The following is a 23634-nucleotide window of genomic DNA, read 5'->3' as shown; positions in this document are numbered from 1 at the left end:
CAAAGCACCGGTGGCGCCCTGCGGCCCGTTGGCACCCTGAGCCCCGGTGGCACCGGTGTCGCCCTGAGGGCCGGTTGCACCCGTGGCACCCTGCGATCCGGTGGCACCCTGGGGGCCGAGGGCACCCGCCACGCCCTGCGGCCCCATAGGCCCCGTGTCGCCCTGAGCCCCGGTGGCACCCGTCACGCCCTGGGGCCCGGCGGGCCCGATCGCACCCGTGTCACCCTGCGGGCCGGTGGCACCCGTCGCACCCGTCGTACCCTGCGGGCCGGTCGCACCCGTCGTACCCTGCGGGCCGGTCGCACCCGTCGTACCCTGCGGGCCGGTCGCACCCGTCGTACCCTGCGGGCCGGTCGCACCCGTAGCGCCCGTAGCGCCCTGAGGTCCGGTCGCCCCCGTTGCGCCCTGCGGGCCTTGGGGCCCGGGTTGCCCGCACGACGGAACGGTGCTCGAGACCCTGACGTAGCGGGCAGCCACCCAGCCCGAGCGGGTCGCGAGCCGGTACCAGATCGGGTTTCCGTCGACGCTCTCGCCCACCGTCTGGCACCAGACGCTGATCCGCGCGCCGCTGGGATACCTCCCCAACTCGGCTGACCTGGACGTCGGTTGGGCGCGGATGCTCAAGCTCGTCCTGGCCGTGACGGTCCCGGGAATCGCCGCCCCGAACACGTTCCGTTCGTGTGTGGCAGCGATCCCTGAGCGCGCCGTGTCCGTCAGCCCCGGAGCCGCTGCCGCCACCGGCCCTTGCAGCTCACATGCCAGGCCTAGGCTCACCGCTCCCAGGGCCAGCGACAGAAAGGTAAGCCTTCGCATCAAAAAACACCACGCCTTTCGCTCTTCGCCTGCGATGAAGGGAGACGTGAAGAGAAAAGCGCATATTCAGCCCATAACCCCGCTATGACACGAACAAAATCCCATGAGACAGTAAGCTTTTTTCAACCGGACTGGTTGCAGAGCGAGTTGGCCTACGGTCGGATTGCACCGGAGTCGGACGGACTCGCGGGTCAGATCGCGGGACCCGCGATCCGGGTGTAGGTGAGCCCGTTGCTGACGCCGGCGAGTGTGGTCACCGTGATGGTGACCGCTCCGGCGGCGCCCGCGGGCGCGACAGCCGTGATGCTGGTCGGGGAGAGCACGGTGAACGACGCGGGGACGCCGCCGAACTCCACGCCTGTCGTGGTGGTGAGGTTGGTGCCGGTCAGCGTGACGACGGCCCCCGCGTACGTCGGTCCCTGGTCGGGGGTCACGGAGGTGAGGGTGGGGGCGTCGAGGTAGACGTAGCTGAGAGGGTTGCTGGTGCCGCCAGGGGTGGTCACCGTGACCGCCGCGGCACCGGCCGCGTGAACAGGAGTCACCACGCTGATCTGAGTGGCGGAGACGACGGTGAACGATGCCGCCGCCGCGTCGAAGCGCACCGCCGTCGCATTGAGAAGTCCGGTGCCGGTCAGGGTCGCCGCGGCGCCGCCGGCCGAGGGTCCGGAGGGGGGCGCGATGTCGGTCAGCGACGGCACCGGGGCGTAGTAGAAGTACGCGCTGGGGTCGTCGGGGTTGCTGGTGCCGCCGGGCGTGGTCACCGTGACCGCCGCGGCACCGGCCGCGTGAGCGGGGGTCACCGCGATGATCCTGGTGGCGGAGAGGACGGTGAACGACGTCGCCGCGATTCCGTCGAAGAGCACCACCGTCGCCCCCGACAGGTTGGTACCCGTCAGCGTCACCGTAGTGCCGCCGGAGACTGGTCCCTGACTAGGTGTCAATCCGGATACGGTGGGGGCGGCGACGTAGGTGTACGTGACGGTCTGGGTGCTGGTGCCCTGGCTGGTGGTGACGGTCACGTTGACCGTACCGGTGCCGGACGGAGGCACCGCGGTGAGCTGTGTGCTGCTGAGCACGGTGAACGAGGTGGCGGCTCTGCCGCCGAACTGGACGGCTGTCGCACTGGTGAAGCCTGTTCCGGTCACGGTGACGGTGGTCCCGCCGGCGGACGGCCCCTGGTTGGGACTGATCGAGGAGACGGTGGGGGCGGCCATGGCTGTACTCCTTCACGCAACACTGCGGCGGATCTGTGTCAGACCGGTTCGGACCACGACGGCCAGTGGGGGGACACCCGTCCGAGCGGAGGAGGGGACTGCGTTCGGACGGGTGCGGTGTGCATCCCCGGTACGGGGCTGCTGGATCAGATCCCGGGGCCGGCGACGTAGGTGAAACCGCCGACGTCGGTGGCGGACCCGGCAGGGTTGGTGACCACGACATCGACGGCGCCGACCGTGCCGGGCGGGGTGACCGCCGACAAGGTGGTGGCGTTGATGACGGAGAACGGCGCTGCGGTGCCGGCGAAGGTGACCGAGCTGGTGGTGTCGAGGTTGGTGCCCGTGATGGTCACCGCCGTTCCGCCGGAGGCCGGACCCGAGGTCGGGTTGACGGTCGTGATCGTGGGGGCGTCGACGTAGGTGTAGGAGAGGCCGTTGTTGCTGCCACCCGCGGTCGTCACCGTCACCGCCACCGGCCCGGCCGCCGCGCCCGCCGGCACGACGACGCTGAGGGAGCTGTCGGAGTTCACCGTCGGGACGGCGGTGTTCCCGCCGAAGGACACGCTGGTCGCGGTCGACAGACCGGTGCCGTTGATGGTGATGGTGTTGCCGCCGGCCAGCGGCCCGGAACTGGTGCCCAGGGATGACTTGAACGGGGCGCCGACGTAGAAGAACGACACCGGGTTGCTCGTCCCGCCCGGGGTCGTCACGGTGACCCCGACCGTGCCCGCCCCCGAGGGGGAGACCGCGGTGACCTGGGTCGGTGAGACGTTGGTGACGCTCGTGGCGGGCTTGGTGCCGAACGTCACCGCGCTGGTGTTGGAGAGGTTGGTTCCGGTGATGGTCACCAGCGTGCCTCCGCCGGTGGAACCCTGATTCGGAGAGATGGGCATGGGACACTCCTTCGTCTCTGGTGGGGACATGCGAGGAACCAGCGGAATGGCCCGTCACCGTCCGCGCCGCCGCCGAGAAGCGGGACCGCCGTCGGCATACGAGCACCGCCGGCTTTTCGGGCTGCTTCAGGCGTGGAAGAACACGGCTCAGGAGTGCTACTGGGCCCGGAGGGAACGAATCGACTCTCGCCCCGGCACGCACGGCCGGACGCACAGCAGGCTGCGTCGTCTCCCTGGGCATGGAGAAAACCGGCAACAGCTGCCTGTCTCAACGTCCCTCTGGCACGGGGATGGGCAGCCCGCCGGTGTCGCACTCTCAGTGACCCACACGTCCGATCGGGTGACAAGAGGCCCTTCACCGCTATCACCCGTATGGAGTAATCCCTCCGTGGCCGGCTTCGAGGGCCACACCTCGCACGGGGGTGAGTCAGCGCCACCCGACCGAGTGCTGCCGGCCACCGCGCCGAGCGCCCGTGAGCAACTCGCTTGTCTCACAAGACAAGACGCCGTCAGGGCGCACGACCTAGGGAATCCCAGTAGGCGGTACGACGAGAGGGGGTGAAACCGTCACGCTCCCCTGTTGGAGTGACGCACTCGGAAACCCCTTGCCGGTGCGCCGCCCCGGCGGCTTGGATGTGAATATCCAACCGGTGGGCCGCCCATCCTCTCCGGGGGACGTGGCAGTCACTCCGCGTGCGGCTTCTCTTCGGAGGAGGTGCGTGGGTGCCGGCTTGCCACGATGGGCACCCCCGCAGAGGGATTTGGATCGGGTCAGCCGGTGCCGTCCAGGTACCGGCTGACCCGGTGGTATGCGTGGATTCCGAATGCGTGGATTCCGGATGAGCAGAGGGATCAGGAACTCTTGCAGGTGATGTTTCCGGGTGCGGGGGTGGAGTTGCCCGTGGCGGTGAAGCCGAAGGTGGCGGTGCCGTCGGCCACGAGGGTGCCGTCGTACGGCTGTTGCGTACCGTGACGGATCCACTGGTCCCGGTGTTCACTCGGTCCCAGAGGCTGCTGATGGACTGACCGGAGGCCAGGGTCATGCCGACGGTCCAGCCGTTGAGCGTGCTGGTGCCGTTGTTGCGGACCGGCACTTCACCCTGGAAGCCGCCGGGCCAGCTGTTGACGTTGCGGTACGCGGCGGTGCAGGTGCCGTTCGCGCCACCGCCGCCCGGGTCACCCCCCGTACCGCCGCCCTGGTCGCCTCCGTTGCCGCCTCCGCCGTCGGTCAGGCAGGGCCCGGCCGGCCCCGCCGCCACGCTCCCCGACCTGGCGGCCAGCCAGTCGACGTACGGGTTCTCCATGACGAACAGTCCGCGCCGCGCGACCGTCCCCAGGATTTCGTGGGTGGCCACCGGAAGGGAGTTCGGGTTGCCCGTGCAGGAGCCGAACGCGTCGCCCAGCCAGGGCTGCTCCGAGTAGCCGCTGCTCAGAGGCTGGGCGCCACTCTCGCTCGCCGACACCGTGCCGTGACGCCGGCAGGTCTCGCGGGCTTCTGGCCGCAGACGGACCTCTGCGCCAGCCGGCTGATCTCCGCCCGGCGGCACCGCCAGTCGGATTTCGCCGAGATGCGCGTACCGTTCAGCCTCTTGAGGGGATCCGGAAGCATGGAACCGGCCGTCGGGGAGCCCGGGTTGGGACCACGCGGTCCGCGCCGTCGTCTTCGCCGCCGGGTTGCGCCTGCGCGGCGGCGACGTGTCCGTCGGCGGCGCCCGCCTGTGCGGTGAGCGAGGGAGTGATCAGGCTCGCGGCGGCCAGCAGGTCCGCGGCGGCCCACAATCACCGTACACCTACGACGAAACCTCTCACGAGCCTTCACCGCACCGGACGGTGCAGCACCCCCGGCGAAGAATGACAGAGTGTCACAACAGGTGCACAAGGAAGGAACATGATGAAGCGGAAGTCCCCACCGTCGACGGAACCGAAGGCGGGGTCCACGCCGGAGGTCGCTGCGGTCCGTCTGCGTCTGCTCGCCGAGGCGAGCCGCGCACTGGCCTCGGGCCTCGACGCGGAGGAGGCGCTGCGCCGCCTGGCCCGGGTGGTGGTTCCGCATCTGGCCGACGCCTGCGTCGTCGACTTGGTCGAGGGGGCCGGGCTGCGTCGTCTCACCGTCACGGACCGGGACGCGGAGCGGGTGCTGCGGGTACTGCCCGGCGGGCTCCTGCCCGGGCCGGACGACTCGGCTGCCGCTTTGGCGAAGGTGCTGCGCGGCGCGGGCCCCATGGTGGTCACCGACTTCGCCATGCCCGATCCGCACGACTCCCTGCGCTCCGCCCAGTGGGCCCTTTACCGCATGCTGGGCGCCGAGACCGCGTTGATCGTGCCCATGGGCGTGCGGCGAGAGGCCCTCGGGGCGCTCACCTTCGTACGCCGTGCCCCGGCCGTTCCCTTCGACGAGCAGGAGCAGGCGCTCGCCGCCGACCTGGGACATCGCGCGGGCCTCGCGCTGGACAACGCGCGCCTGTACGCGCTGCAACAGCACACCGCGGAGCAGCTCCAGCTCTCCCTCCTGCCCGATCTGAGCGGGCTCGGGCACCTCCAGCTCGCCACCCGCTACGTGGCCGCCCGCGAGCGGGCCGAGGTCGGGGGCGACTGGTACGACGCCTTCCCGCTCCCCGACGGCTCGGTGATCCTCGCGATCGGGGACGTGGTCGGCCACGACCTGGCGGCCGCCGTCCGCATGGGGCAGCTGCGCAACATGCTGCGCGCGCTCGCCTACGACAGCGGGGACGACCCGGCCGGAGTGATGAACCGCCTGGACCGGGTCATGCAGGGCCTGACCAGCATTGAACTCGTCACAGCCGTCATCGCCCGGATCGAGACACCCGCCGACGGACCGTGGCGGCTGCTGCTGAGCAACGCCGGACACCTTCCGCCGTTGCTCGCCCAGCCCGACGGCCGCACTCTCCTGCTGGAGGACGGGCACGCCCCCGTCCTGGGAGTCGACCCCGCGCTCAAGCGCGAGACCGCGGCGGTCACCCTGCCTTCCGGAGGCACTCTGCTCTTCTACACCGACGGCCTCATCGAACGCCCCGGTGAGGACATCGGCCGCGGCCTCACCCGGCTGCGCCAGCACGCGGCCGGGCTGGCCCGTGAACCGCTGGCGGTCTTCCGGGACGAACTGCTCACCCGGTTGAGTGACGACCAGCACGACGACATCGCCGTCCTGGCCCTCCGTGTCCCCTGACCTCCGGGCGGCTTTGGCACAGAGAAGCGAAAGGTCAGTTGGAGTCGTCGAAGTGTTCGCATACGACATTCTTCGAGCAATGCACGACAGTGTTGAAGACCTCCACTCGAACGCCCGGGACGCGCGCCTACGGTGCGATCACCGGACGGCCGGCGCCGTCCGGACTCAGCCGGCGATCAAGGGGAGGCACCGTGGCGAGTGAGGTCTAGCCCTTTCCGTGCCCCGGGCCGACGTGCGCCCATGATGTGAAAACTTCTTCAAGTCACCACATCGGCATGATCCCAATTCGTGGTTGCACGCGGCCCGGGGCAAGAAGGATCTGCTCCGCAGACGCACACCGTCATGCCACCGGACGCGCGGGGCCGCAGCAAGGAGTGAGCGGCGCGAGCGCGGGCGCCCCGGGCGGACGGCAGATGTCGCCGAGTCCTGCCTCAACCCCGCTCAACGGCGCCGTGTCGGCGGCTGCGGGCCGAACGCGGCGCTCTTCAGCGAACGCCGCATGGTCAGCACCATCGGGCGCTCCACGAACCGGTGCACGAGATAGGACAGTACGACCAGGGCGGCGACCGTGACGCCGACCAGGAGCAAGGGGTCGACCCGGTCGCCGAAGTGGTGTGCGACGGTCATTCCGAGCGTGTCGTGCAACAGGTACAGCGGGAAGGTCATCGTGCCCATGACGGTCAGCCCGCGCCAGCGGAGCCGGCGGGTCCAGCCGAGCGCGATGGCGCCGATCATCAGGAAGAAGACGGTGACCGCCAGAACCAGCCAGCCGCGCCACGGCGACCAGGTCTCCCAGTTGTTGCGGCCACCGGTGGGTGCCAGCAGGAAGTGCAGCGCCAGCAGCCATGACATGGCGACGATTCCCCACAGCAGAGGTGTGGGCCGGTACCGGTACATGAGGTAGAACGCCATGCCCGCGATGAAGTACGGGGCCGACGTCGGGTTCACCACGAGCGTGAGCAGCGGGATGTGGGCGGCGGGCGCGAGTACGGCGGCCACCGTCCACAACCCGCAGAAGATCACCACGCGCTGGTAGCTGAGGCCCTTCCACACCACGACCGCGAACGTCAGGTAGAAGCAGAGCTCCGGCCAGAGGGTCCAGTAGACCGGGTCCAGGTTGGACACACCGAGCGGGGTCTGCAGCATCGTGAAGTTCGCGAGCAGGACTCGCGGGTGGGGGTGTCCGAAGGGCGTGTCGGCGAGGTAGATGACGCAGGCCGACACCACGATCGCGATCCAGTACATCGGGTACAGGCGGGTGACGCGGGAGATGAAGAAGTCACGCGGTGTGCGTCCCCACGCGCTCATGCAGATGACAAAGCCGCTGATCAGGAAGAACAGGTCGACTCCGAGCCGCCCGAAGGCGAAATAACTGTGCAGCTCCGGGAAGACGCTCTGGTACGGGCGTCCCCAGATGACCTTCATCGCCCCGGGGGTCTGGCCGACGAAGTGGAAGAGCACCACCGACAGCGCCGCCAGGAACCGCAGCCCGTCCAACGCGGCGAGCCGGTCTCTTCCGGTGCCCTTCCCGGCGACGATCAGCCGTGCCGCAGGCGGCGCCTGCGGCACCAGCACTTCCTCTGTGACCGCCCCCTCGTTCCTCGGTCGCGTGGCCACACCGGCCGATGCCCTGCGATCCGTCTGGGTCATATCTCCCGTTCCAGAGTCGTCCTTAACCGAAAGGGCCCTGGAATCCGGATCACGTGCCCGACGGGCGGATGACGATTTCGCCGAGTTTGTACTCATTCCGCTGCGGGGGCGAGTGCCGGCACCGCCCTGGCCCACAGAGGGGCCTACCCGATGTCTCCGATGAGATACGGGGCCGCGGGGGTGACACAAACCGCATACAGGAGCGACATCTCACCCTTGGTCACAGGACGCAGCCGCCTGGTCCGCGGACGAGTCAGCCCCATGACGGCCGGAGATCTGAGCGGGACATCCGGCTGCCTTCCGAACGAGGATGGGGAGAGGAGCCGAGTCATGGCATGGATGCTGGCCGATGGTGATGACGTGGTCGTGCACGTGACGTTGCGCGAGCGGGCAGCCTCGCGCCACGGCGACGTGCGGGTGCCGCTGACGGCGGTCCGCCGGGTGACGGTCGAACCCGACTGGTGGCGCGCCCTGCGCGGAGTCCCACTGCGCGGCGTCTCGGTTCCCGGCGCCCGGTACATTGGCACGCGCCGCCACCACGCCGGGGTGGACTTCGTAGTCATACGGCCCGGCGAACCCGTCGTGTGCGTCGAGCTCCGGTCGTCCGCGTCCTTCCAGCTCCTCGCCGTCTCCGTGCCGACGCGCGCAGAGGCCAGAACCACGGCTCGGTCGCTCGTCCGGGCCGCTCCGAGGCTCGACACGTCCACGCCGTGCCGACAGCCGCTCCCGGTACCTGAGGAGGACTCTGCCTCGTGACGTCCTGCAGCTCGCCGACACCCCTGGTTCCTCCGTGCACGACGCGTGAGCAGACCGCTCGGCATCGGAGCGGTCGTTTCCCGTGCCCGACTGTGCACGCCACCGTGCGATCGGCGTGTGCACCGGCCGTCGTACGAGCGCGTGACCAACTACGCGCCAACCGTCCTGGCCCCCTGTTACGACGCCTTCCACCACCTCGACCACACGCATGGCGTCACCTCGATGCACCCTCTGCCCGCACCGACCGCCGAGGAACAGACCTGGCCCGTCGGCGCCCGACGGCGGCAGCACAGCCGGGCCGGCAGAGGCCGCTGCGCGCGTGGAAGCTGCCGCCGTGCGCCGGGTACTCGGGCACCGTCCGATGCTGCTTGGACACACAGGTCCGGGCACGCCCAGGATGGCGCACGGAGGTGGCCATGGCCCAGCACCTCGCAGAGATCATGACGACGGACCCGGTGACGGTGACGGAGCGGACACCCCTCACCGAGGTGGCGCGGCGGCCGATGCGGGAACGGCACATCGGTGATGTCGTCGCCGAGTCGGGCCGCGTTCTCGGCCTGGTCACCGATCGTGACCTGGTGGTACGCGCCGTCGCCGAGCATCGCGATCCCGCCACCGATCCGGTCGACGAGGTGTGCGGCCACGATCTGGGTCACCTGCTCCTCGCAGGACCCGCTCGACCGGGCGGTCCGGCTGATCCCCGAACACGCGGTGCGGCGGCTTCCCGCGGTGGACGGCGGCCGACTGGTCGGCGCCCTCGGTCCGGGCGACCCGGCCGTCGAACGCGCCCCGGACTCCGCACTCGCCGACATCAGCGCCGCTGAGCCCAGAGAGTGACGACCGAACCCGGGCGAGGAGGCGGAGAATGGAGCACGGCGGCCATGGTCGGTGACATCGGCGACGAACTACGAGCACGGCGTCAGGGCGAGAACGGCCACTGCGCGATGCCGCACACCGCCGACACCCGCCTGCGGGCCTGGGGCACCACCCGTGAACACTGCCTCGCGGAGGCCGTGCGCGCCATGGTGGAGGCCTTTGCCGACGTGTCGGAGGCACACCCCAGCGCCGTGGAACGGGTCCGTCTCGCCCCCGGTGGCGACGAGGACCTGCTGGTCGCGCTGTTGGACGAGGTGGTCTTCCGGTTGGAGGTGACGGGCCGTGTCCCGGTCGACGTGGAAGCGGAGCCCTCCGACGGCGGGCTGGAGGTACGCCTGTCGCTCGCCGATCTCACGGACGTAACCGTCACCGGCGCTGCTCCCAAGGGTGTCTCCTGGCAGGAGTTGCACATCGGCCCGGACGCGTACGGATGGTCCTGCACGGTGATCGTGGACGTGTGACCGCCGAATGCCCCAGAGGTACCGGAGTCGCTGAAGACAATGAAGGTCACCGCCCCCAAAGGCCGGAGAGCCCCGGACTCATCCCTTCACCACCCCGAGCGGAACCAGCCGAGCCACCTTCCGGCACAGCCCCGCGCCCTCGCTCGCCGCCACCACGGCGTCGACGTCCTTGTACGCCTCCGGCGTCTCCTCCGTCAGGCCGCGCCAGGACTTCGGACGCGCGGCGATGCCTGCCCGGCGCAGCCGCGCCCGCAGCTGGCTGCCGGTGATGGAGCGTGCAGCCTGATGGCGGCTCATGGTGCGGCCGGCACCGTGGCAGGTGGAGTGGAAGGCATCGCCCCCGGACACGCCGGCCAGCACGTACGACGCCGTGCCGAGGGTGCCGGGGATCAGCACTGGCTGCCCAAACTCACGTATGTCTTCGGGCAGTTCGGGATGCCCGGGCGGGAAGGAGCGGGTGGCGCCCTTGCGGTGCACGCACAGCCGCCGCTGTTCACCGTCCACAGTGTGGGTCTCGATTTTGGCGAGGTTGTGGGAGACGTCGTATACCAGCGACAGCCTGGCACCCGCGGCGTACCGGAACACGCCGCGCGCCGCGTCGGACAGCAACTGCCGATTCGCCCGGCCGTAGTTGGCGGCCGCGGCCATGGCACCGAGATAGGCCTGTCCCTCGGGCGAGGCCACCGGAGTGCAGGCCAGCTGCCGGTCGGGCACGGTGATGCCGTAGCGGGTCATGGCCCGGTCCATGAGCCGCACGTGGTCGGTGCAGATCTGGTGTCCCAGCCCGCGCGACCCGCAGTGGATCATCACGCACACCTGGCCGGGACCGATCCCGAAGGCGGCCGCCGCCGGGCCGTCGTACACCTCGGCGACCTGCTGCACCTCGAGGAAGTGGTTGGCGGAGCCAAGGCTGCCCACCTGGGCGAGGCCCCGCTCCCGGGCCCGCTGCCCGACCTGGGTCACGTCCGCGTCGGCGACCGCGCCAGCGTCCTCGCAGCGCAGCAGGTCGCGTTCCTCTCCATGACCTTGTTCCACGGCGTAGCGGGAGCCGCCGGCCAGCAGCCGCTCCAGCTCTCGCGGGTCACGGAGGTGCCACACGCCCCCAGGCCCGGCCCCGCGCGGGATCGCCCGGTCCAGGCCGTCCATGACGGCCGGCAGCGCGGGTCGGATCTCCTCACGGTCGCAGTCGGCGGCCAGCAGCCGCACCCCGCAGGAGATGTCGAAGCCGACACCGCCCGGCGAGACGACCCCGCCGGCGTCCACGTCGGTGGCCGCGACCCCGCCGATGGGGAAGCCGTACCCCCAGTGGATGTCCGGCATGGCGTACGAGGCGACGACGATGCCGGGAAGCGAGGCCACGTGCACGACCTGCTCCAGCGACTGCTCGGCGTCCGCGAGCAGTTCCCCGGACGCGAACACGACCCCGGGAACCCGCATGCCACCGTGTGGCTCGATGCGGTAGCGGAAGGGACGTTCCTCGACCAACTCCATGGCGACCTCCGCGCGAACCCGGCGCGCCCGGGGATCACTGCCCGTGCAGTGTGGCGACCACCTCGTCGTCCGTCTCCTACGTCGTAGGCCTCGTCACGCATCAGGTCGGCCGCCCTCGGCGAGCGGGTCGATGACGATGGCGGTGCCTCCGCGTCCAGATCGCGGAGCCCGAAGTGGAGGGCGCCGGGCAGGTGGGCCTGCTCAACTTTACCGGCATCGCCGCACCTCCTTCGGTGCGCGTCACCGGGGCCGGTGCCGGTCGGCGGCGTCCTCGTCCGCGGTCGCCGGGTACCCGACCGTATGCCGCACGACACGTGCGTCCGAATGGCCACCAGGACCGCGGCACCCGGCTCGTCTCGCGCATGCGAGGTGTGAGGACGGGCAGGTCGGACGGCACCGCGCCCCACAGCGGTTCCGAGTGGCTCCGGGAGCCGCAGGGGCCCGGAGACGTAGAGCAGCAGAACTCGTGGGAAGACGGATCCTGGCCTCACCGGGCGCAGCCGACGTCCAGCACTTCGATCACGTCGCCGTGGACCGTGTAGACGAGCCAGCACCACTCGCCGAACGCCGCGGCCACGTCCGGGGCCTGGGTTTTCGCGTCCTTGCTGACCGCGTCGATGAGCGTGATGATCTCCTGGTGCATCTCGTCCGGCACGCCGAAGAGCACGTTGGCGGCCCGTTGGATCAGTTCGACTCGCATGGCGCCCTCGCAGACGGGCTGGAACAGCAGAGGCGACGAAGCGTCGCAAACCGGCCCACTCGATGACCGAACAGAGTCCCTCACGACCACCTTAGATCCACCGTCTCCCCGTGCCTACACCGCCGCGATCTTCGTGCACCTACCTGCCAACCGTCGGGCCGGGCCGCCGGCCTCGGGACCGGATCGACTGACCGTCGCCGCAGCACTTCACGCCTACCGGTCCGCATGAGCCGATTTGCTCTGCGCCCGTGACGTGGGGCAGCGGCATCTTCGTGTCCACACCTCGCTGTGCTGGCAGATCGGCCGTCGCACGGCAGGTGGGAGGGCCGCGCCCAGAGCGGGCAGCCGTGCGACGGCTTCGCGGCACGCGCGCCGGGCGGTGTCAGGAAGTGACCTCGCGCCGATGGCACTGACGCTGCGTACAGGCTCTTCAACGTCTCCGTCGGCAGCCAGGCCGCACGCCCGGATGGCGTAGGTGAGAGCGCCGGACAGCAGGGACGACGGGAAGCTGGAGGTGGCCGTGGCCGATTCTGAAGAGGCGCCCGGTCCAGGAACCCGGCACACCGTGGAGAGGCGAGCGATGACGACTGCCAAGGACATCATGACCCCTGGCGCCCAGTGGATTCCCCTCACCGAGACACTGGACCGCGCAGCGCAGATGATGCGGGACCACGAGGTCGGTGCGCTGCCGGTCAGCGATCCGGCCAACGGCGACCGGATGTGCGGCATCGTCACCGACCGCGACATCGTGGTCAAATGCGTCGCCGCGGGCCACGACCCCGCGCGGGTGACCTGCGGTGACCTGTGCGAGGGCACGCCGCGCTGGATCGACGCCGGCTCCGACATCTCCGACGTCCTGCGGGAGATGGAGAGCCACCGGATCAAGCGCCTCCCGGTGATCGAGAACAAACGCATGATCGGCATGATCAGCGAGGCGGACATGGCCCGTCACCTCACCGACGACCAGCTCGCCGAGTTCGTCCAGCGGGTGTACGCGCGCTGATCCGAGTGTCGCGCCGCCGTCCCTTGCCATCGCGCCGGCGGCGGCAGGAGGGGGGACGTCGCTGGACGGGTTCGTGGCCGGGCCGAACCATGCGATGGACTGGATGACGGGGATCCCGTCCCGGCCCGGACTGATCGAGGAGTACGCGAAGACGACGGGCGCCGTGCTCGGCGGCGGGGACGGATTCGACGTCCACCCCGACGTCAGCGGCATCTACGGCGCGTGGCAGGGACCTGTGTTCGTCCTCACCCACCACCCCGAGGACGCGCAACCCGCAACCGGCGTGACATTCCCGAGGGTCCTCAGCGCTTGAGGAATGCCTCCACCTCATCGCGGTGGGGCAGCGACGGCTGGGCGCCGGGGCGGGTGGTGCTGAGTGCCGCCGCGGCGCAGGCCCAGCGGGCGGCCTGTTCCAGGGTGCGGCCCTCGGCCAGGGCGACGGCGAGCGCACCGCAGAAGCAGTCACCGGCCGCCGTGGTGTCGACCGGCTGAACCGCGAAGGCCGGGATGTGCAGCCGCGCGGTGCCCTCCAGGAGCAGCAAGCCGTCACCGCCGAGGGTGACGACTACCGCGCCCGCCCCGCTCAGTTTGCCCGCGGCGGCGGCGACCTCGTCGATGGTGTCCGGTACCGGGGTGCCGGTGAGAGCGGCCAGTTCGGTGCGGTTGGGGACCAGCACGTCGACGTGGCGGGGCGGGACGACGCCCTCGACGGCGGGGGCCGGGTTGTGCACGACGATGCCTCCGGCCAGTTCGGCGGCCGCGTGGTTGGCCTCGTCGGGGACCTCCTGCTGGAGGACGGTGACCTTGGCCCGGTTCAGCACGTCGGCGGCGGCCCGGCAGTCGGCCGCGGTCAGGCGGGAGTTGGCGCCGGGGCTGACGATGATGGAGTTCTCGCCCGACGGGTTGACGGCGATCAGCGCGCGCCCGGTGGGCACCCCCGGGGTGCGGGCCAGGTGTGCGGTGTCCACGCCCTCTGCGCGCACCGCCGCGGCCATCACGCCGGCCGCGTCGTCCTCGCCGACCCGGCCGATCAGGGCGACCTGTCCGCCGAGCCGGGCCGCGGCGACCGCCTGGTTGGCCCCCTTGCCGCCGGGGTGCTCGACGATGTCCCCGCCGAGGACGGTCTCCCCCGGCACCGGGTGCCGGGGAACGGGTGTGACGAGATCGAGGTTGAGGCTTCCGACGACTGCGATCACTGGTGTTCCTCTGAGGTTCTGCTGCCGGGGATGATCGTGGGCGCGGCGGCGCGGGGAGCGCTGGAGGCACGTACGACGAGTTCGGGTGAGAGGCGTACGGACCGGTACGCCTCGGCTCCCCCGCCGGCGAGCCGCTGGTCGAGGAGCCGGAGCGCCTCGGCCGCCACTTGGGCGGCCGGCTGGCGGACCGTGGTCAGGTTCGGTTCGGCGAGGCTCGCCATGGGGATGTCGTCGAAGCCGGTGACGGCGACCTCGCCGGGCACGTCGACGCCGAGTTGTCCAAGGCGCTGCACCGCTCCGACCGCGATGAGGTCGTTGGCGCAGATGACGGCGTCCGGGCGGGCCGGCCAGATCCGCTCGACCGCGGCCCGCCCCCACTCCACGGAGAAGTCGCCGAGTTCGGTGCGGTCGGGAGCCGGCGGGTCCAGGGCGGCCACGCCCGCCTCGTAGGCCATGCGCCGCTCGACGGCCGTCGAGGCGGTCCCGGCGGCGCCGAGGAAGCAGAAGCGGCGGCGCCCGGTGCGGGCCAGGTGCTCCAGGACGAGGGCCATGCCGGCGGCGTTGTCGACGGCCACCGAGTCGGCGATCCCGGGACCGCAGGAGCGGTCCAGCAGGACCAGCGGCACCCGGCCCGCTGCGAGTTCGACGGCGTCGCGGCTGTGCGTCTCGTCGACGGGGATGACCAGCAGCGCGTCCACCTGCCGGTCCAGCAGGGCGGTGATCCGGGCCGCCTCGGTCCGCGGGTCGTCGTCGCAGTCGGCGAGCAGCAGGGCGCGGCCCCCGGCGTGCAGGGCGTGCTCCACCTCACGTACGAGGGAGGGGAAGAAGGGGTTCGTGATCTGCGGCAGCACCAGGCCGATGGTGCCGGTGGAGCGGCTGCGCAGGGCGCGGGCGACCTGGTTGGGGCGGTAGCCGAGGCTTGCGGCCGCGGCCCGCACACGGCGTGCCGTCTCCGCTCCCACCGGGCGGGTGCCGGCCAGCACCCGGGACACCGTGGCGACGGAGCAGCCCGACGCTCGAGCCACGTCACGCAATGTCACCTCGGTCACCGCACTCCGCCCCCTTCTGTCGGTCGGTTCCCTGGTCGGCACTTGGGCCTCCAGCACCGACCGGCACCGATGCCGGAGAACGTTATCACCCGCCTCATTCGCCCCGGGCTCCCGCCGAACAGGGAGCGGTGAGAGAAAGATGTAACAGCCATTGACACATCGGTGAGGAATGGGCGAATGTTCGGGAGAACGTTTTCCCTGACGTCTCCCCAGGCGCCGGATTACTCGGCGCCCTCCGGCCGCGTCCGCCCCTGGGCGTCCCCGGAGATCGGTTTCACCAAAGGTAAGCGAGCAAAGGGGCTCTCCGTTGGCCAGAAAGATCATCCTCGACTGCGACCCGGGGCACGACGACGCCATCGCCATGCTTCTGGCGCACGGCAATCCCGAGATCGAGCTCGTCGCCGTCACCACCGTGGTCGGGAACCAGACGCTGGAGAAGGTGACCCGCAACGCCCTGTCCGTGGCCCGCATCGCCGGGATCACCGGAGTGCCCTTCGCCGCGGGTTGCCCCAGGCCTCTGGTGCGCGCCATCGAGACGGCGCCGGACATCCACGGCGAGTCCGGGCTCGACGGACCCGTGCTGCCCGAGCCGACCCTGGAGCTGGACCGCCGCCACGCGGTCGACCTGATCATCGACACGGTCATGTCGCACGAGCCTGGCGAGATCACCATCGTGCCGACCGCCGGTCTGACCAACATCGCCATGGCGGTCCGCAAGGAGCCTCGCATCGCCTCCCGCGTCCGCGAGGTCGTCCTGATGGGCGGCGGCTACCACGAGGGCAACTGGAGCGCGGTCGCCGAGTTCAACATCAAGATCGACCCCGAGGCCGCCCACATCGTCTTCAACGAGAGCTGGCCGGTCACCATGGTCGGTCTCGACCTCACGCACCAGGCGCTCGCGACGCCCGCCGTCACCGAGAAGATCGCCGCGGTCGGCACCGCGCCCGCCAAGTTCGTCCTGGAACTGCTGGACTTCTTCGGCGCGATGTACGAGCAGGCCCAGGGCTTCGAGTTCCCGCCCGTGCACGACCCCTGCGCGGTCGCGTACGTCATCGACCCGGAGGTCATGACGGTGCGCAAGGCCCCCGTGGACATCGAGCTCACCGGCACCCTGACCCTCGGCATGACCGTGGCGGACTTCCGGGCGCCCGCCCCGGACGACTGCCACACCCAGGTCGCGGTGAAGCTCGACCACGAGCGGTTCTGGAACCTGGTGGTGGACGCCCTCGAGCGGATCGGTGACGTCGAGGCATGACCGTTCCCAGCGTTTCCACAACCGACAGACCGCCGAGCTCGGGGCAGGGCTCCCCCGTCCGGATCGGTGTGCTGCTGACCGCGCTGCTCGCCGCGTGCGTGGCCTTCCAGCTCAACGCCAGCATGATCAGCCCGGCGCTGAAGAGCATGGAGGGCGCCCTCCACGCCACCTCCGCCGAGATCGGGCTCACCCAGACCGCGTTCTTCACCTCCGCGGCCCTGTTCTCGCTGTTCCTGCCGCGGCTGGGCGATGTCGTCGGCCGCCGCAAGGTCCTCACCGGCATGCTGGCCCTGATGGCCGTCGGATGTGTCGTCGCCGCGTTCGCGCACAACGTCCCGGTCCTGTTCGCCGGGCGCGTCATCCAGGGCGTGTCCGGCCCGGTCGTCCCGCTGTGTCTGATCATGCTGCGGGAGGAAGTGACCGAGCCCAAGCGCTACGGCACCCTGCTCGGCGTGATCACCGCCTTCAACGGCGGAGTCGCCGGCGTCGACTCCCTCGCGGGCGGCTACCTCTCCGACCACCACGGGTTCCAGTCGGTCTTCTGGGCGATGGCCGTCGTCGCGGCGGTCGCCACGGTCATGGTCGCCCTGATGAGCCGCGAGTCCAGGGCGCCGGTCGCCGAGCGCATGGACTGGCCCGGCGTCGTGCTCCTCGTGGTCTCGGTCGGCTCGCTGCTCATCGCGCTGAACGAGGCCGGAAAGCTCGCCGCGGCCAACTGGCCGCTGATCGCCCTGCTCGTCGTCGTCGCCGCGGCCGCCTTCGCGCTGTTCTGGCGCACCGAGGACCGCAGCGGGCATCCGCTGGTCGCCACGCACCATCTGCGGCAGCGCTCCACGTGGGCGCTCCTGCTGACCACGGTGCTCACCATGACGGGCGTGTTCGCCGTCATGAACGGGCTGATCCCGGCGTTCGCCGAGGACGCGCGGGCCGGACTGGGGATGTCCGCACAGCAGTCCGCGTGGTGGACCCTCACGCCCTACGCCCTGGCCGGACTGGCCATGGGTCCGATCGCGGGCCGGCTGGCCGCCACCTTCGGATACGGCCGGATCCTGCGCATCGGCCTCATCGGGGCCGCGGCGACCGTCCTCCTGATGATCCTCACGCTGCACGGCCATTCGCGCGCTCTGCTGCTGACGGCGTCCATCCTGGTGGGGATCACCTATGCCGGGATCGGGAACATCGTGCTCAACGGGCTCGGCATCGTGCTGTCCCCGCGTGAGAACCCCGGGTTCCTGCCCGGTCTGAACGCGGGTGCGTTCAACCTCGGCGCCGGTCTGAGCTTCGCGGTGCTGTACGCGGTCAAGACCGCGGCCGCCCCCGCGGACCCGGCGTCGACCGGCGACTACACCACCGCCATGATCACGGGTGCGGTCATCATGGCCGTCGCCGTCGTGACCTCGTTCCTCATCCCCAAACCGGTGGCTGCGGAAACGCGTTGAGCCCGGAGGCCCCGTCAGGAGTTCACTCCCGACGGGGCCGGGCCACGTCGGCCGGCAGAAGGTTCAAGCCGGTCAGGAGATGTCGGCCAGCATCAGTGCCGAGTCCGCGTGCAGTGTGACGCGCACCGGTGTGAAGGTGGTGGCGTCCACCGAAGACTCGCCGGTACCGGGATTGCGGGCATAGCGCGGATGAGCGCCTGCGCTGATCTGCCAGCGTATGCGGTGACCGGCGGCGAAGCGGTGGGCGGTGGCGTTCATGGGCACGGTGACCTGCGCGGGCGCCTGCCCGGCCGGCCTCGTCCGGCCCAGCCCGTCACAGACGTTGACCGAGCGGCCCTGTGTGTCCACGTCGCACAGGCGGGTGAAGACGTCCGCGTGGCCGGTGTTCGTGGAGATGCTCAGCCGGGCGGAGACCGGGCCGAGGACGTCCACGGGTTCGGTCAGCGGCGGGCCGGTGAACGTCAGGACGTCGTCCCGGGCTTCCAGGCCGCTGTTGTCGCGAGGACCGGCGCCGCGGGAGAGCAGCGGGCCGCCGAGGGACGGGGTGGGGTCGGCCGGGTCGTAGCGGAACGACGCCAGCGGTCCGCAGTCCGTGGGGGCCTGTCGGGTGAGATGCCCGTCCGGGGTAGGGAACCACGCGGTGGCGGCCGGGTCTATCGGCCAGTCGTCGAGGTCGCGCCAGGCGTCTTCGCCGCCGATGTGCACGCGCACCGCGGTGGGGCGCAGACCGGCGGGATCGGCGCACAGGTGGGCGCGCAGCCAGACGAGGCTCTCGGCGAACACCTCGGGCCACCCCTGCTGCAGTGCGGAGGTATGGGTCCAGGGGCCGACGAGCAGGGCGGTCCGGCAGCCGGCCCGGCGCAGCCGGCCGTACTGTTCGAAGGTCTGGTCGGCCAGCGCGTCGTGCCATCCGGTGATCAGGCCGGTCGGCACGCTCAGCCGGTCCGCCGCTGCGGCCAGCGACGCGCCGCGCCAGTACGCGTCGTCGGCGTCCGGGTGCGTCATCACGTCGTCCAGCCAGGGTACTTCGCCCCCGAGAGCGGACACGTACGCCCCGCGCAGCGGCTGCGCGAAGGTGACGTCGCGCAGCCGGCGCTGCAGGCGCAGCGTCGCCCTCAGAAACGGTGCCATGCCCTGGTGCTGATATGTCATGCCCGCGCCGACGGCGAGGACGTTCTCCAGGCGGAGTGCGCCGTCCGTGTGGAACAGGGCGTGGGGATCGTGCAGGCCGACCTGCACCACCATCGCCTTCAGCTCCGGCGGCGGCTCCAGGGCGAGAGCCCACTGCACGTAGCCCAGGTAACTGGGGCCTACGGTGCCCAGCGTTCCGTTGAACCAGGGCTGCTCGCGCAGCCAGGACACCGTGGCCCGGCCGTCCCCCGCCTCGTTGCGCCACAGATCGAACTCACCGCCTGAACCGCCGGTGCCGCGGCAGCTCTGCAGAACGACGTGGAAGCCCTGTTCGGCGAAGAGCATGCCGTACATGGGGGACCAGGGCAGGCCCCTGCCGTAGGGCGAGCGCACCAGGAGGGTGGGGAAATCGCCCTGTGCGCGCGGGAAGTAGTGGTCGGTGATCAACGGGCTGCCGTCCGCGGCCGGAACCACCAGCCCCGGCTCCCACCCGGCCTCGTGCCGTTTGTGCGGGAGCCCGCGCCAAGTCGCCCTCATCAGCCGTGAGACCAGTGGCGGCTTTCCGGAAGGCGGTGCCCAGGCCGGCGCCGGCGCAGGACCGTGTGTGCGTGATGCCATCATTTCCCTCCCTCTTTTCCGTACAGCGTACGAGAATAGGGGGTGCTTGGATGATGACACCCACAAGGGCCGTGTCGCGTGCGAGGAAAGGAGCACGAAGTACGTGTCCCGAGACGGAGAGACCGGCGCGACGGGCGTCGACCCCGAACAGCTCTGGCTGGGGCGCCCCCGGACCCGCAGGGGTCGCAGACCCGCCTACAGCCGTGAGGCGATCACGGCGGCAGCCGTCGACCTGGCGGATGCGGAAGGGCTCGAAGCGGTCACCATGCGCCAGGTCGCCGCACGGGTCGGAGCCGGCGTCATGTCGCTCTACGGCTACGCCCCCGACAAGCAGACGCTGCTGGAACTGATGGTCGACCACGTCAGTGGCGAACTGCCGACCACGATCGCGCCCACCGGAGACTGGCGCGCCGACGTCAAGGCCATCGCCCACCTCCAGCGCGCCCTGATGCTGCGGCATCCCTGGCTGCCCGCCGCCCTGTCCACCCGCCGCACCCCCGGCCCCCACACGCTGGCCTTCATAGAACACGCGCTCGCCGCCCTGCGGCCCACCGGGCTGGACGGCGCGGCGAGGCTGGAGGTCTTCGCTCAGCTCACCGCGTTCGTGGTCGGTCACGTCACCCACGAGATCGCCCAGGCCTCGGCCTCACAGGCGCCCGGCCGAGCCGCGGCCGAAGCCCGCTACCTCGCCACCGTCGCCGCGGACGGCCGGCATCCCGAACTCGCCGCCGCCCTCTCCGCCCCGGGGCGTCCCCTCACCCCGGAAGCCACGTTCACCCGGTTCCTCAACCGCCTGATCGACGGCCTCGGAACCGACTGACCACGTCGGCACCCTGCGGCATCGCGATCGGCGAGGCCGGCTACTTCTCCGCGGTCGGTGACTACGAGCCCGGCGACACCCCGGGCATACCGCTGCGCCCCGCCCTCCCCGAGGATCTGGAGGGACCTGCGAGGCAGCTCCACGACGCGGCCCGCGCAGCGGGGGCCGAGCGCGTCGCTGTGGCTCTCACCCACCTCTTCGGCAGCGCGACGTGCGGTGAGTGCGGGGCCGAGTTCTCGGTCGCCGAGCGAGTGGCTGACGAGCACTGACGCAGCTCGTCAAGGGCCACTGCTCATGCGCTGCCCCTGCGCGGCTCGGCGAGAAGACGTTCACCGAGCCGCACGGCGCGTGGTTCAGCAGCTCTGCCACAGGCGGGTCATCACCCGGACGCCGAAGCGCAGGCCTTCGAGGGGGACTCGTTCGTCCACGCCGTGGAAGAGGCGGCCGTAGTCGAGGTCGTGGGGCAGTTTCAGGCCCTTGAATCCGAAGCAGCGGATGCCGAGCTTCGTGAAGGCCTTCGCGTCGGTGCCGCCCGGGTTGCAGTACGGCACCGGATGGCCGCCGGGGTCCTCGGCGCGTACGGCCGCGCACATCGCGCCCACGAGGGGGCCGTCGAAGGAGGTCTCCATGGCGACGTCGTGGTTGACCCACTGCCGGGTGACCGACGGCAGGAGCAACGCGTCGATGGTGTCGACGAGTTCCTGCTCGTGGCCGGGAAGGAAGCGGCCGTCGACGCGGGCGGCGGCCCGGCCCGGGATCACGTTCGTCTGGTAGCCGGCCGAGAGCATGGTGGGGTTGGCGGAGTTGCGCAACACCACCTGCATGAAGCCGGCGACCGGACCGAGCTTGGCGAGTTCCGTGTCGAGGTCCTCGGCGTCGAAGTCGATGTCGACGCCCTGGAGCCGTGCGGCCTCGGCGAGCAGCGCGCGCACCGGTTCGATCAGGCGGATCGGGAAGGTGTGGCGGCCGATGCGGGTAAGCGACTCGGCCAGGTCGGTGACCGCGTTCTCGTCGTTGGGCGAGGAGCCGTGGCCCGCGCGGCCGGTGGCCGTCAGTTCCATCCAGGCCATGCCGCGCTGGGCGTTCTCGATCGGGTACAGCCGCCGGGTGTCGTCGAGGGCGTAGCTGAACCCGCCGCCCTCGCCGATCGCCTCGGTGACGCCGGCGAACAGCTCGGGCCGGTGCTCGACCAGCCAGTGCGCGCCGTACCGGCCGCCCGCCTCCTCGTCGGCGAGGAAGGCCAGGACGATGTCGCGGGCCGGCCGGGTGCCGGTGCGGGCGAATTGCCGGGCGGTGGCCAGCATGACCGCCACCGTGTCCTTCATGTCGATGGCGCCCCGGCCCCACAGGTAGCCGTCGCGTATCTCGCCGGAGAACGGCGGGACCTGCCACTCGTCCGGGTCGGCCGGTACGACGTCCAGATGGCCGTGGACGAGCAGTGCCCCGCGGTCCGGGTCGCTGCCGGGGATGCGGGCGACGACGTTGGCGCGGCCCGGCGCGCTCTCCACCAGCTCCGAGGTGATGCCGGCCTCGGCCAGGCGCTCGACTACCCGGTCGGCGCAGGCCCGCTCGTCGCTGGTGGGGTTGGAGGTGTCGAAGCGGATGAGCTCCGCGCACAGTTCGATCGCCTCGCGCTGTGCCTCCTCGGAGGCGGTGACGAGTGAGGGGGTGGTGGTCATGACGCTCCTACGGGGGCCGTGCCGGTGACGGCCGGGGACCGCCCGGTGCCGTCGGCGGGCTCGTCGTCGAGGGTGGTGGTGCCGTACGTCCTGACCCAGCTGGCGAGCCCGAGCACGCAGTAGAGGACGAAGGCGGTCAGCAGGGAGTTGAGGGCGGGGATCCCACCGTCGTAGAACTTGCCGACGCAGAACGCCGCGGCCCAGATGACCAGGGACATCGGCACCCAGACCGGTGAGGTGGCGGGCAGGGTCTGCGTCTCGCGGGTGGCGTCGAGCGGTCCGCGCATGCGGCGCACCACCCAGTACTCGGCGACGATGATGCCGCCGACCGGCGGGATGGCCACGCCCAGCACCGACAGGAAGTCGGTGAAGTGGGTCATGATGCCCACCGCGGACAGGAGGGTGCCGGCGAGGCCGAGGACGATGGTGACGGCGCCGCGGCGCAGGCGCTTGCGGAAGACGACCTGGAAGAAGTTCACGACGCCGAGCGAGGAGCCGTACAGGTTCCAGTCGTTGATCTTCGCCGTGGACATCAGGACGACCAGCACACCGAAGACGCCGGAGGTGGAGAGCACGATCTGGGAGACCTGGTTGCTGCCCACCATGTGGCCCAGGAGGACACCGGTCATGCCGACGATGTACTCGGACAGGATCATGGACGAGGCGCTCTGCACGAAGACGTGCGCGCCCTTCTTGTTGTAGCGGGTCATCTCGGGCGCGACGATCGCGCCGGTCATGAAGCCGCCCGCGATGGCGGTCGCGGCGACCGACAGCGGGATGGCCGGGCCGGGGGCCGGCGAGTGGATGAGGTCGGAGATCGAGTGCTTGCTCAGGGCGTCGGTGACGGACCAGGCGACCATCGCGAAGAACAGCGGGGTGACGATCTTCGCGAAGACCGCCATGTACCGGAAGCCGAAGACCACCAGGACGGTGATGGCCAGGCCCGCGACGACGCACCACAGCCACGAGGGGCCGCCGACCAGAGCGGAGACGCTGTTGCCGAAGATCGTGTTCTGCACTCCGAACCAGCCGACGAGGCTGATGGAGATGACGAGGCTGACCAGCGCCGAGCCGTTGCGGCCGAAGCCGACCCAGCGGGTCAGCAGGGGGGTCGCGAGGCCCTCGCGCATCCCGGCCAGGCCGATCGCGAAGATCACGACTTCCAGGATCACGGCGCCGAGGGTGAAGGCGAGGAACGCGTCGCCGAAGGACATCCCGACGCCGATCGTGGCGCCGAGCGTGAACTGCGAGATCGATCCGGACTGGGCGAGCCACTGCAGCAGCATCGTCCAGAAGCCGAGCCGTTCCTCGCGCGGGACGCGGGCGAGGGCGTAGTCGTCGCTGCCCAGGGCTCTGTGGCCGGCGGTGTCCGGGGCGGTGGCTGTGTTCTTGTGAGCGGCCAT

General features: G+C 70.8%; 21 protein-coding genes and 1 pseudogene. 10 read left to right on the top strand and 12 right to left on the bottom strand.

The window, feature by feature from the left end:
- From ACFY4A_RS06730 to ACFY4A_RS06715, 4 genes are all read right to left on the bottom strand, one after another.
- Window positions 1-813, bottom strand: an 813-nt coding sequence (locus ACFY4A_RS06730) for an SH3 domain-containing protein (RefSeq protein WP_390828514.1), incomplete at its 3' end; no start/stop codon positions are given.
- 191 nt (window positions 814-1004) lie between these two features.
- Window positions 1005-2027 (bottom strand): IPT/TIG domain-containing protein, encoded by a 1023-nt coding sequence (locus ACFY4A_RS06725; RefSeq protein WP_390828314.1) that lies wholly within the window; start codon window positions 2025-2027, stop codon window positions 1005-1007.
- Window positions 2028-2173: 146 nt separating this feature from the next.
- Window positions 2174-2920 carry an IPT/TIG domain-containing protein gene (locus ACFY4A_RS06720; protein ID WP_390828312.1) on the bottom strand — a complete coding sequence of 249 codons (747 nt, stop codon included), beginning with the start codon at window positions 2918-2920 and terminating at the stop codon, window positions 2174-2176.
- Window positions 2921-3429: 509 nt separating this feature from the next.
- On the bottom strand, window positions 3430-4383 hold the full coding sequence (locus ACFY4A_RS06715) for a cellulose binding domain-containing protein (RefSeq protein WP_390828311.1): 954 nt from the start codon (window positions 4381-4383) through the stop codon (window positions 3430-3432).
- Between the two features lie 425 nt (window positions 4384-4808).
- On the opposite strand from ACFY4A_RS06715, the gene ACFY4A_RS06710 reads away from it, so the two are divergent.
- Window positions 4809-6107 carry a PP2C family protein-serine/threonine phosphatase gene (locus tag ACFY4A_RS06710; protein WP_390828310.1) on the top strand — a complete coding sequence of 433 codons (1299 nt, stop codon included), beginning with the start codon at window positions 4809-4811 and terminating at the stop codon, window positions 6105-6107.
- Between the two features lie 441 nt (window positions 6108-6548).
- Here the strand turns inward: ACFY4A_RS06710 and ACFY4A_RS06705 are convergent, their stop codons facing one another.
- Window positions 6549-7676 carry an acyltransferase family protein gene (locus ACFY4A_RS06705; protein ID WP_390828309.1) on the bottom strand — a complete coding sequence of 376 codons (1128 nt, stop codon included), beginning with the start codon at window positions 7674-7676 and terminating at the stop codon, window positions 6549-6551.
- A 411-nt stretch (window positions 7677-8087) separates the two neighbouring features.
- Between ACFY4A_RS06705 and ACFY4A_RS06700 the strand changes: the two genes are divergently transcribed.
- The 4 genes and pseudogenes from ACFY4A_RS06700 (at window position 8088) to ACFY4A_RS06685 (ending at window position 9850) form a co-directional block, all read left to right on the top strand.
- Window positions 8088-8513, top strand: a complete 426-nt coding sequence (locus ACFY4A_RS06700; protein WP_390828308.1) for a hypothetical protein — start codon at window positions 8088-8090, stop codon at window positions 8511-8513.
- Window positions 8514-8929: 416 nt separating this feature from the next.
- Window positions 8930-9034: pseudogene (locus ACFY4A_RS06695) on the top strand (CBS domain-containing protein); the annotation flags it as partial.
- Window positions 9035-9038: 4 nt separating this feature from the next.
- The gene (locus ACFY4A_RS06690) at window positions 9039-9350 is read left to right on the top strand and encodes a hypothetical protein (RefSeq protein WP_390828531.1); all 312 of its coding nucleotides are present in this window, start codon (window positions 9039-9041) and stop codon (window positions 9348-9350) included.
- Between the two features lie 44 nt (window positions 9351-9394).
- The gene (locus ACFY4A_RS06685) at window positions 9395-9850 is read left to right on the top strand and encodes an archease (RefSeq protein ID WP_390828307.1); all 456 of its coding nucleotides are present in this window, start codon (window positions 9395-9397) and stop codon (window positions 9848-9850) included.
- A 78-nt stretch (window positions 9851-9928) separates the two neighbouring features.
- On the opposite strand, the gene ACFY4A_RS06680 is transcribed toward ACFY4A_RS06685, so the two are convergent.
- Together ACFY4A_RS06680 and ACFY4A_RS06675 are read right to left on the bottom strand one after the other, a co-directional pair.
- On the bottom strand, window positions 9929-11341 hold the full coding sequence (locus tag ACFY4A_RS06680; protein ID WP_390828306.1) for an RtcB family protein: 1413 nt from the start codon (window positions 11339-11341) through the stop codon (window positions 9929-9931).
- 487 nt (window positions 11342-11828) lie between these two features.
- On the bottom strand, window positions 11829-12041 hold the full coding sequence (locus tag ACFY4A_RS06675; RefSeq protein WP_390828305.1) for a hypothetical protein: 213 nt from the start codon (window positions 12039-12041) through the stop codon (window positions 11829-11831).
- A 580-nt stretch (window positions 12042-12621) separates the two neighbouring features.
- On the opposite strand from ACFY4A_RS06675, the gene ACFY4A_RS06670 reads away from it, so the two are divergent.
- Window positions 12622-13044 (top strand): CBS domain-containing protein, encoded by a 423-nt coding sequence (locus ACFY4A_RS06670; protein ID WP_390828304.1) that lies wholly within the window; start codon window positions 12622-12624, stop codon window positions 13042-13044.
- 103 nt (window positions 13045-13147) lie between these two features.
- Window positions 13148-13357 (top strand): hypothetical protein, encoded by a 210-nt coding sequence (locus tag ACFY4A_RS06665; protein WP_390828303.1) that lies wholly within the window; start codon window positions 13148-13150, stop codon window positions 13355-13357.
- On the opposite strand, the gene rbsK is transcribed toward ACFY4A_RS06665, so the two are convergent.
- Both rbsK and ACFY4A_RS06655 read right to left on the bottom strand, forming a co-directional pair.
- Window positions 13347-14240, bottom strand: coding sequence for a ribokinase (gene rbsK, locus ACFY4A_RS06660; protein WP_390828302.1), 894 nt, complete (start codon window positions 14238-14240; stop codon window positions 13347-13349). The two genes, ACFY4A_RS06665 and rbsK, sit on opposite strands and share 11 nt — an antisense overlap.
- Entirely contained in the window at window positions 14237-15265 is a 1029-nt protein-coding gene (locus tag ACFY4A_RS06655; protein WP_390828301.1) for a LacI family DNA-binding transcriptional regulator, read from the bottom strand. Before ACFY4A_RS06655 ends, rbsK begins: the two co-directional genes overlap by 4 nt.
- A gap of 331 nt (window positions 15266-15596) precedes the next feature.
- Here ACFY4A_RS06655 and ACFY4A_RS06650 point away from each other — a divergent pair, with 331 nt between their 5' ends.
- On the top strand, window positions 15597-16544 hold the full coding sequence (locus ACFY4A_RS06650; RefSeq protein ID WP_390828300.1) for a nucleoside hydrolase: 948 nt from the start codon (window positions 15597-15599) through the stop codon (window positions 16542-16544).
- The gene (locus ACFY4A_RS06645) at window positions 16541-17983 is read left to right on the top strand and encodes an MFS transporter (RefSeq protein ID WP_390828299.1); all 1443 of its coding nucleotides are present in this window, start codon (window positions 16541-16543) and stop codon (window positions 17981-17983) included. Before ACFY4A_RS06650 ends, ACFY4A_RS06645 begins: the two co-directional genes overlap by 4 nt.
- Before the next feature lie 72 nt (window positions 17984-18055).
- Here ACFY4A_RS06645 and ACFY4A_RS06640 read toward each other — a convergent pair whose 3' ends face one another.
- On the bottom strand, window positions 18056-19651 hold the full coding sequence (locus ACFY4A_RS06640; RefSeq protein ID WP_390828298.1) for a CocE/NonD family hydrolase: 1596 nt from the start codon (window positions 19649-19651) through the stop codon (window positions 18056-18058).
- A gap of 184 nt (window positions 19652-19835) precedes the next feature.
- Here ACFY4A_RS06640 and ACFY4A_RS06635 point away from each other — a divergent pair, with 184 nt between their 5' ends.
- Entirely contained in the window at window positions 19836-20552 is a 717-nt protein-coding gene (locus ACFY4A_RS06635) for a TetR/AcrR family transcriptional regulator (protein ID WP_390828297.1), read from the top strand.
- A 353-nt stretch (window positions 20553-20905) separates the two neighbouring features.
- Here the strand turns inward: ACFY4A_RS06635 and ACFY4A_RS06630 are convergent, their stop codons facing one another.
- Together ACFY4A_RS06630 and ACFY4A_RS06625 are read right to left on the bottom strand one after the other, a co-directional pair.
- Window positions 20906-22231, bottom strand: a complete 1326-nt coding sequence (locus ACFY4A_RS06630) for a M20/M25/M40 family metallo-hydrolase (RefSeq protein WP_390828296.1) — start codon at window positions 22229-22231, stop codon at window positions 20906-20908.
- Window positions 22228-23634, bottom strand: a complete 1407-nt coding sequence (locus ACFY4A_RS06625) for a cytosine permease (protein ID WP_390828295.1) — start codon at window positions 23632-23634, stop codon at window positions 22228-22230. The genes ACFY4A_RS06630 and ACFY4A_RS06625 overlap by 4 nt, the downstream gene beginning before the upstream one ends.

Source organism: Streptomyces sp. NPDC001292 (assembly GCF_042896465.1).
Taxonomy (GTDB): domain Bacteria; phylum Actinomycetota; class Actinomycetes; order Streptomycetales; family Streptomycetaceae; genus Streptomyces.
The sequence above is the reverse complement of the archived record's forward strand: the minus strand, read 5'-3'. Positions and strand labels throughout refer to the sequence as shown.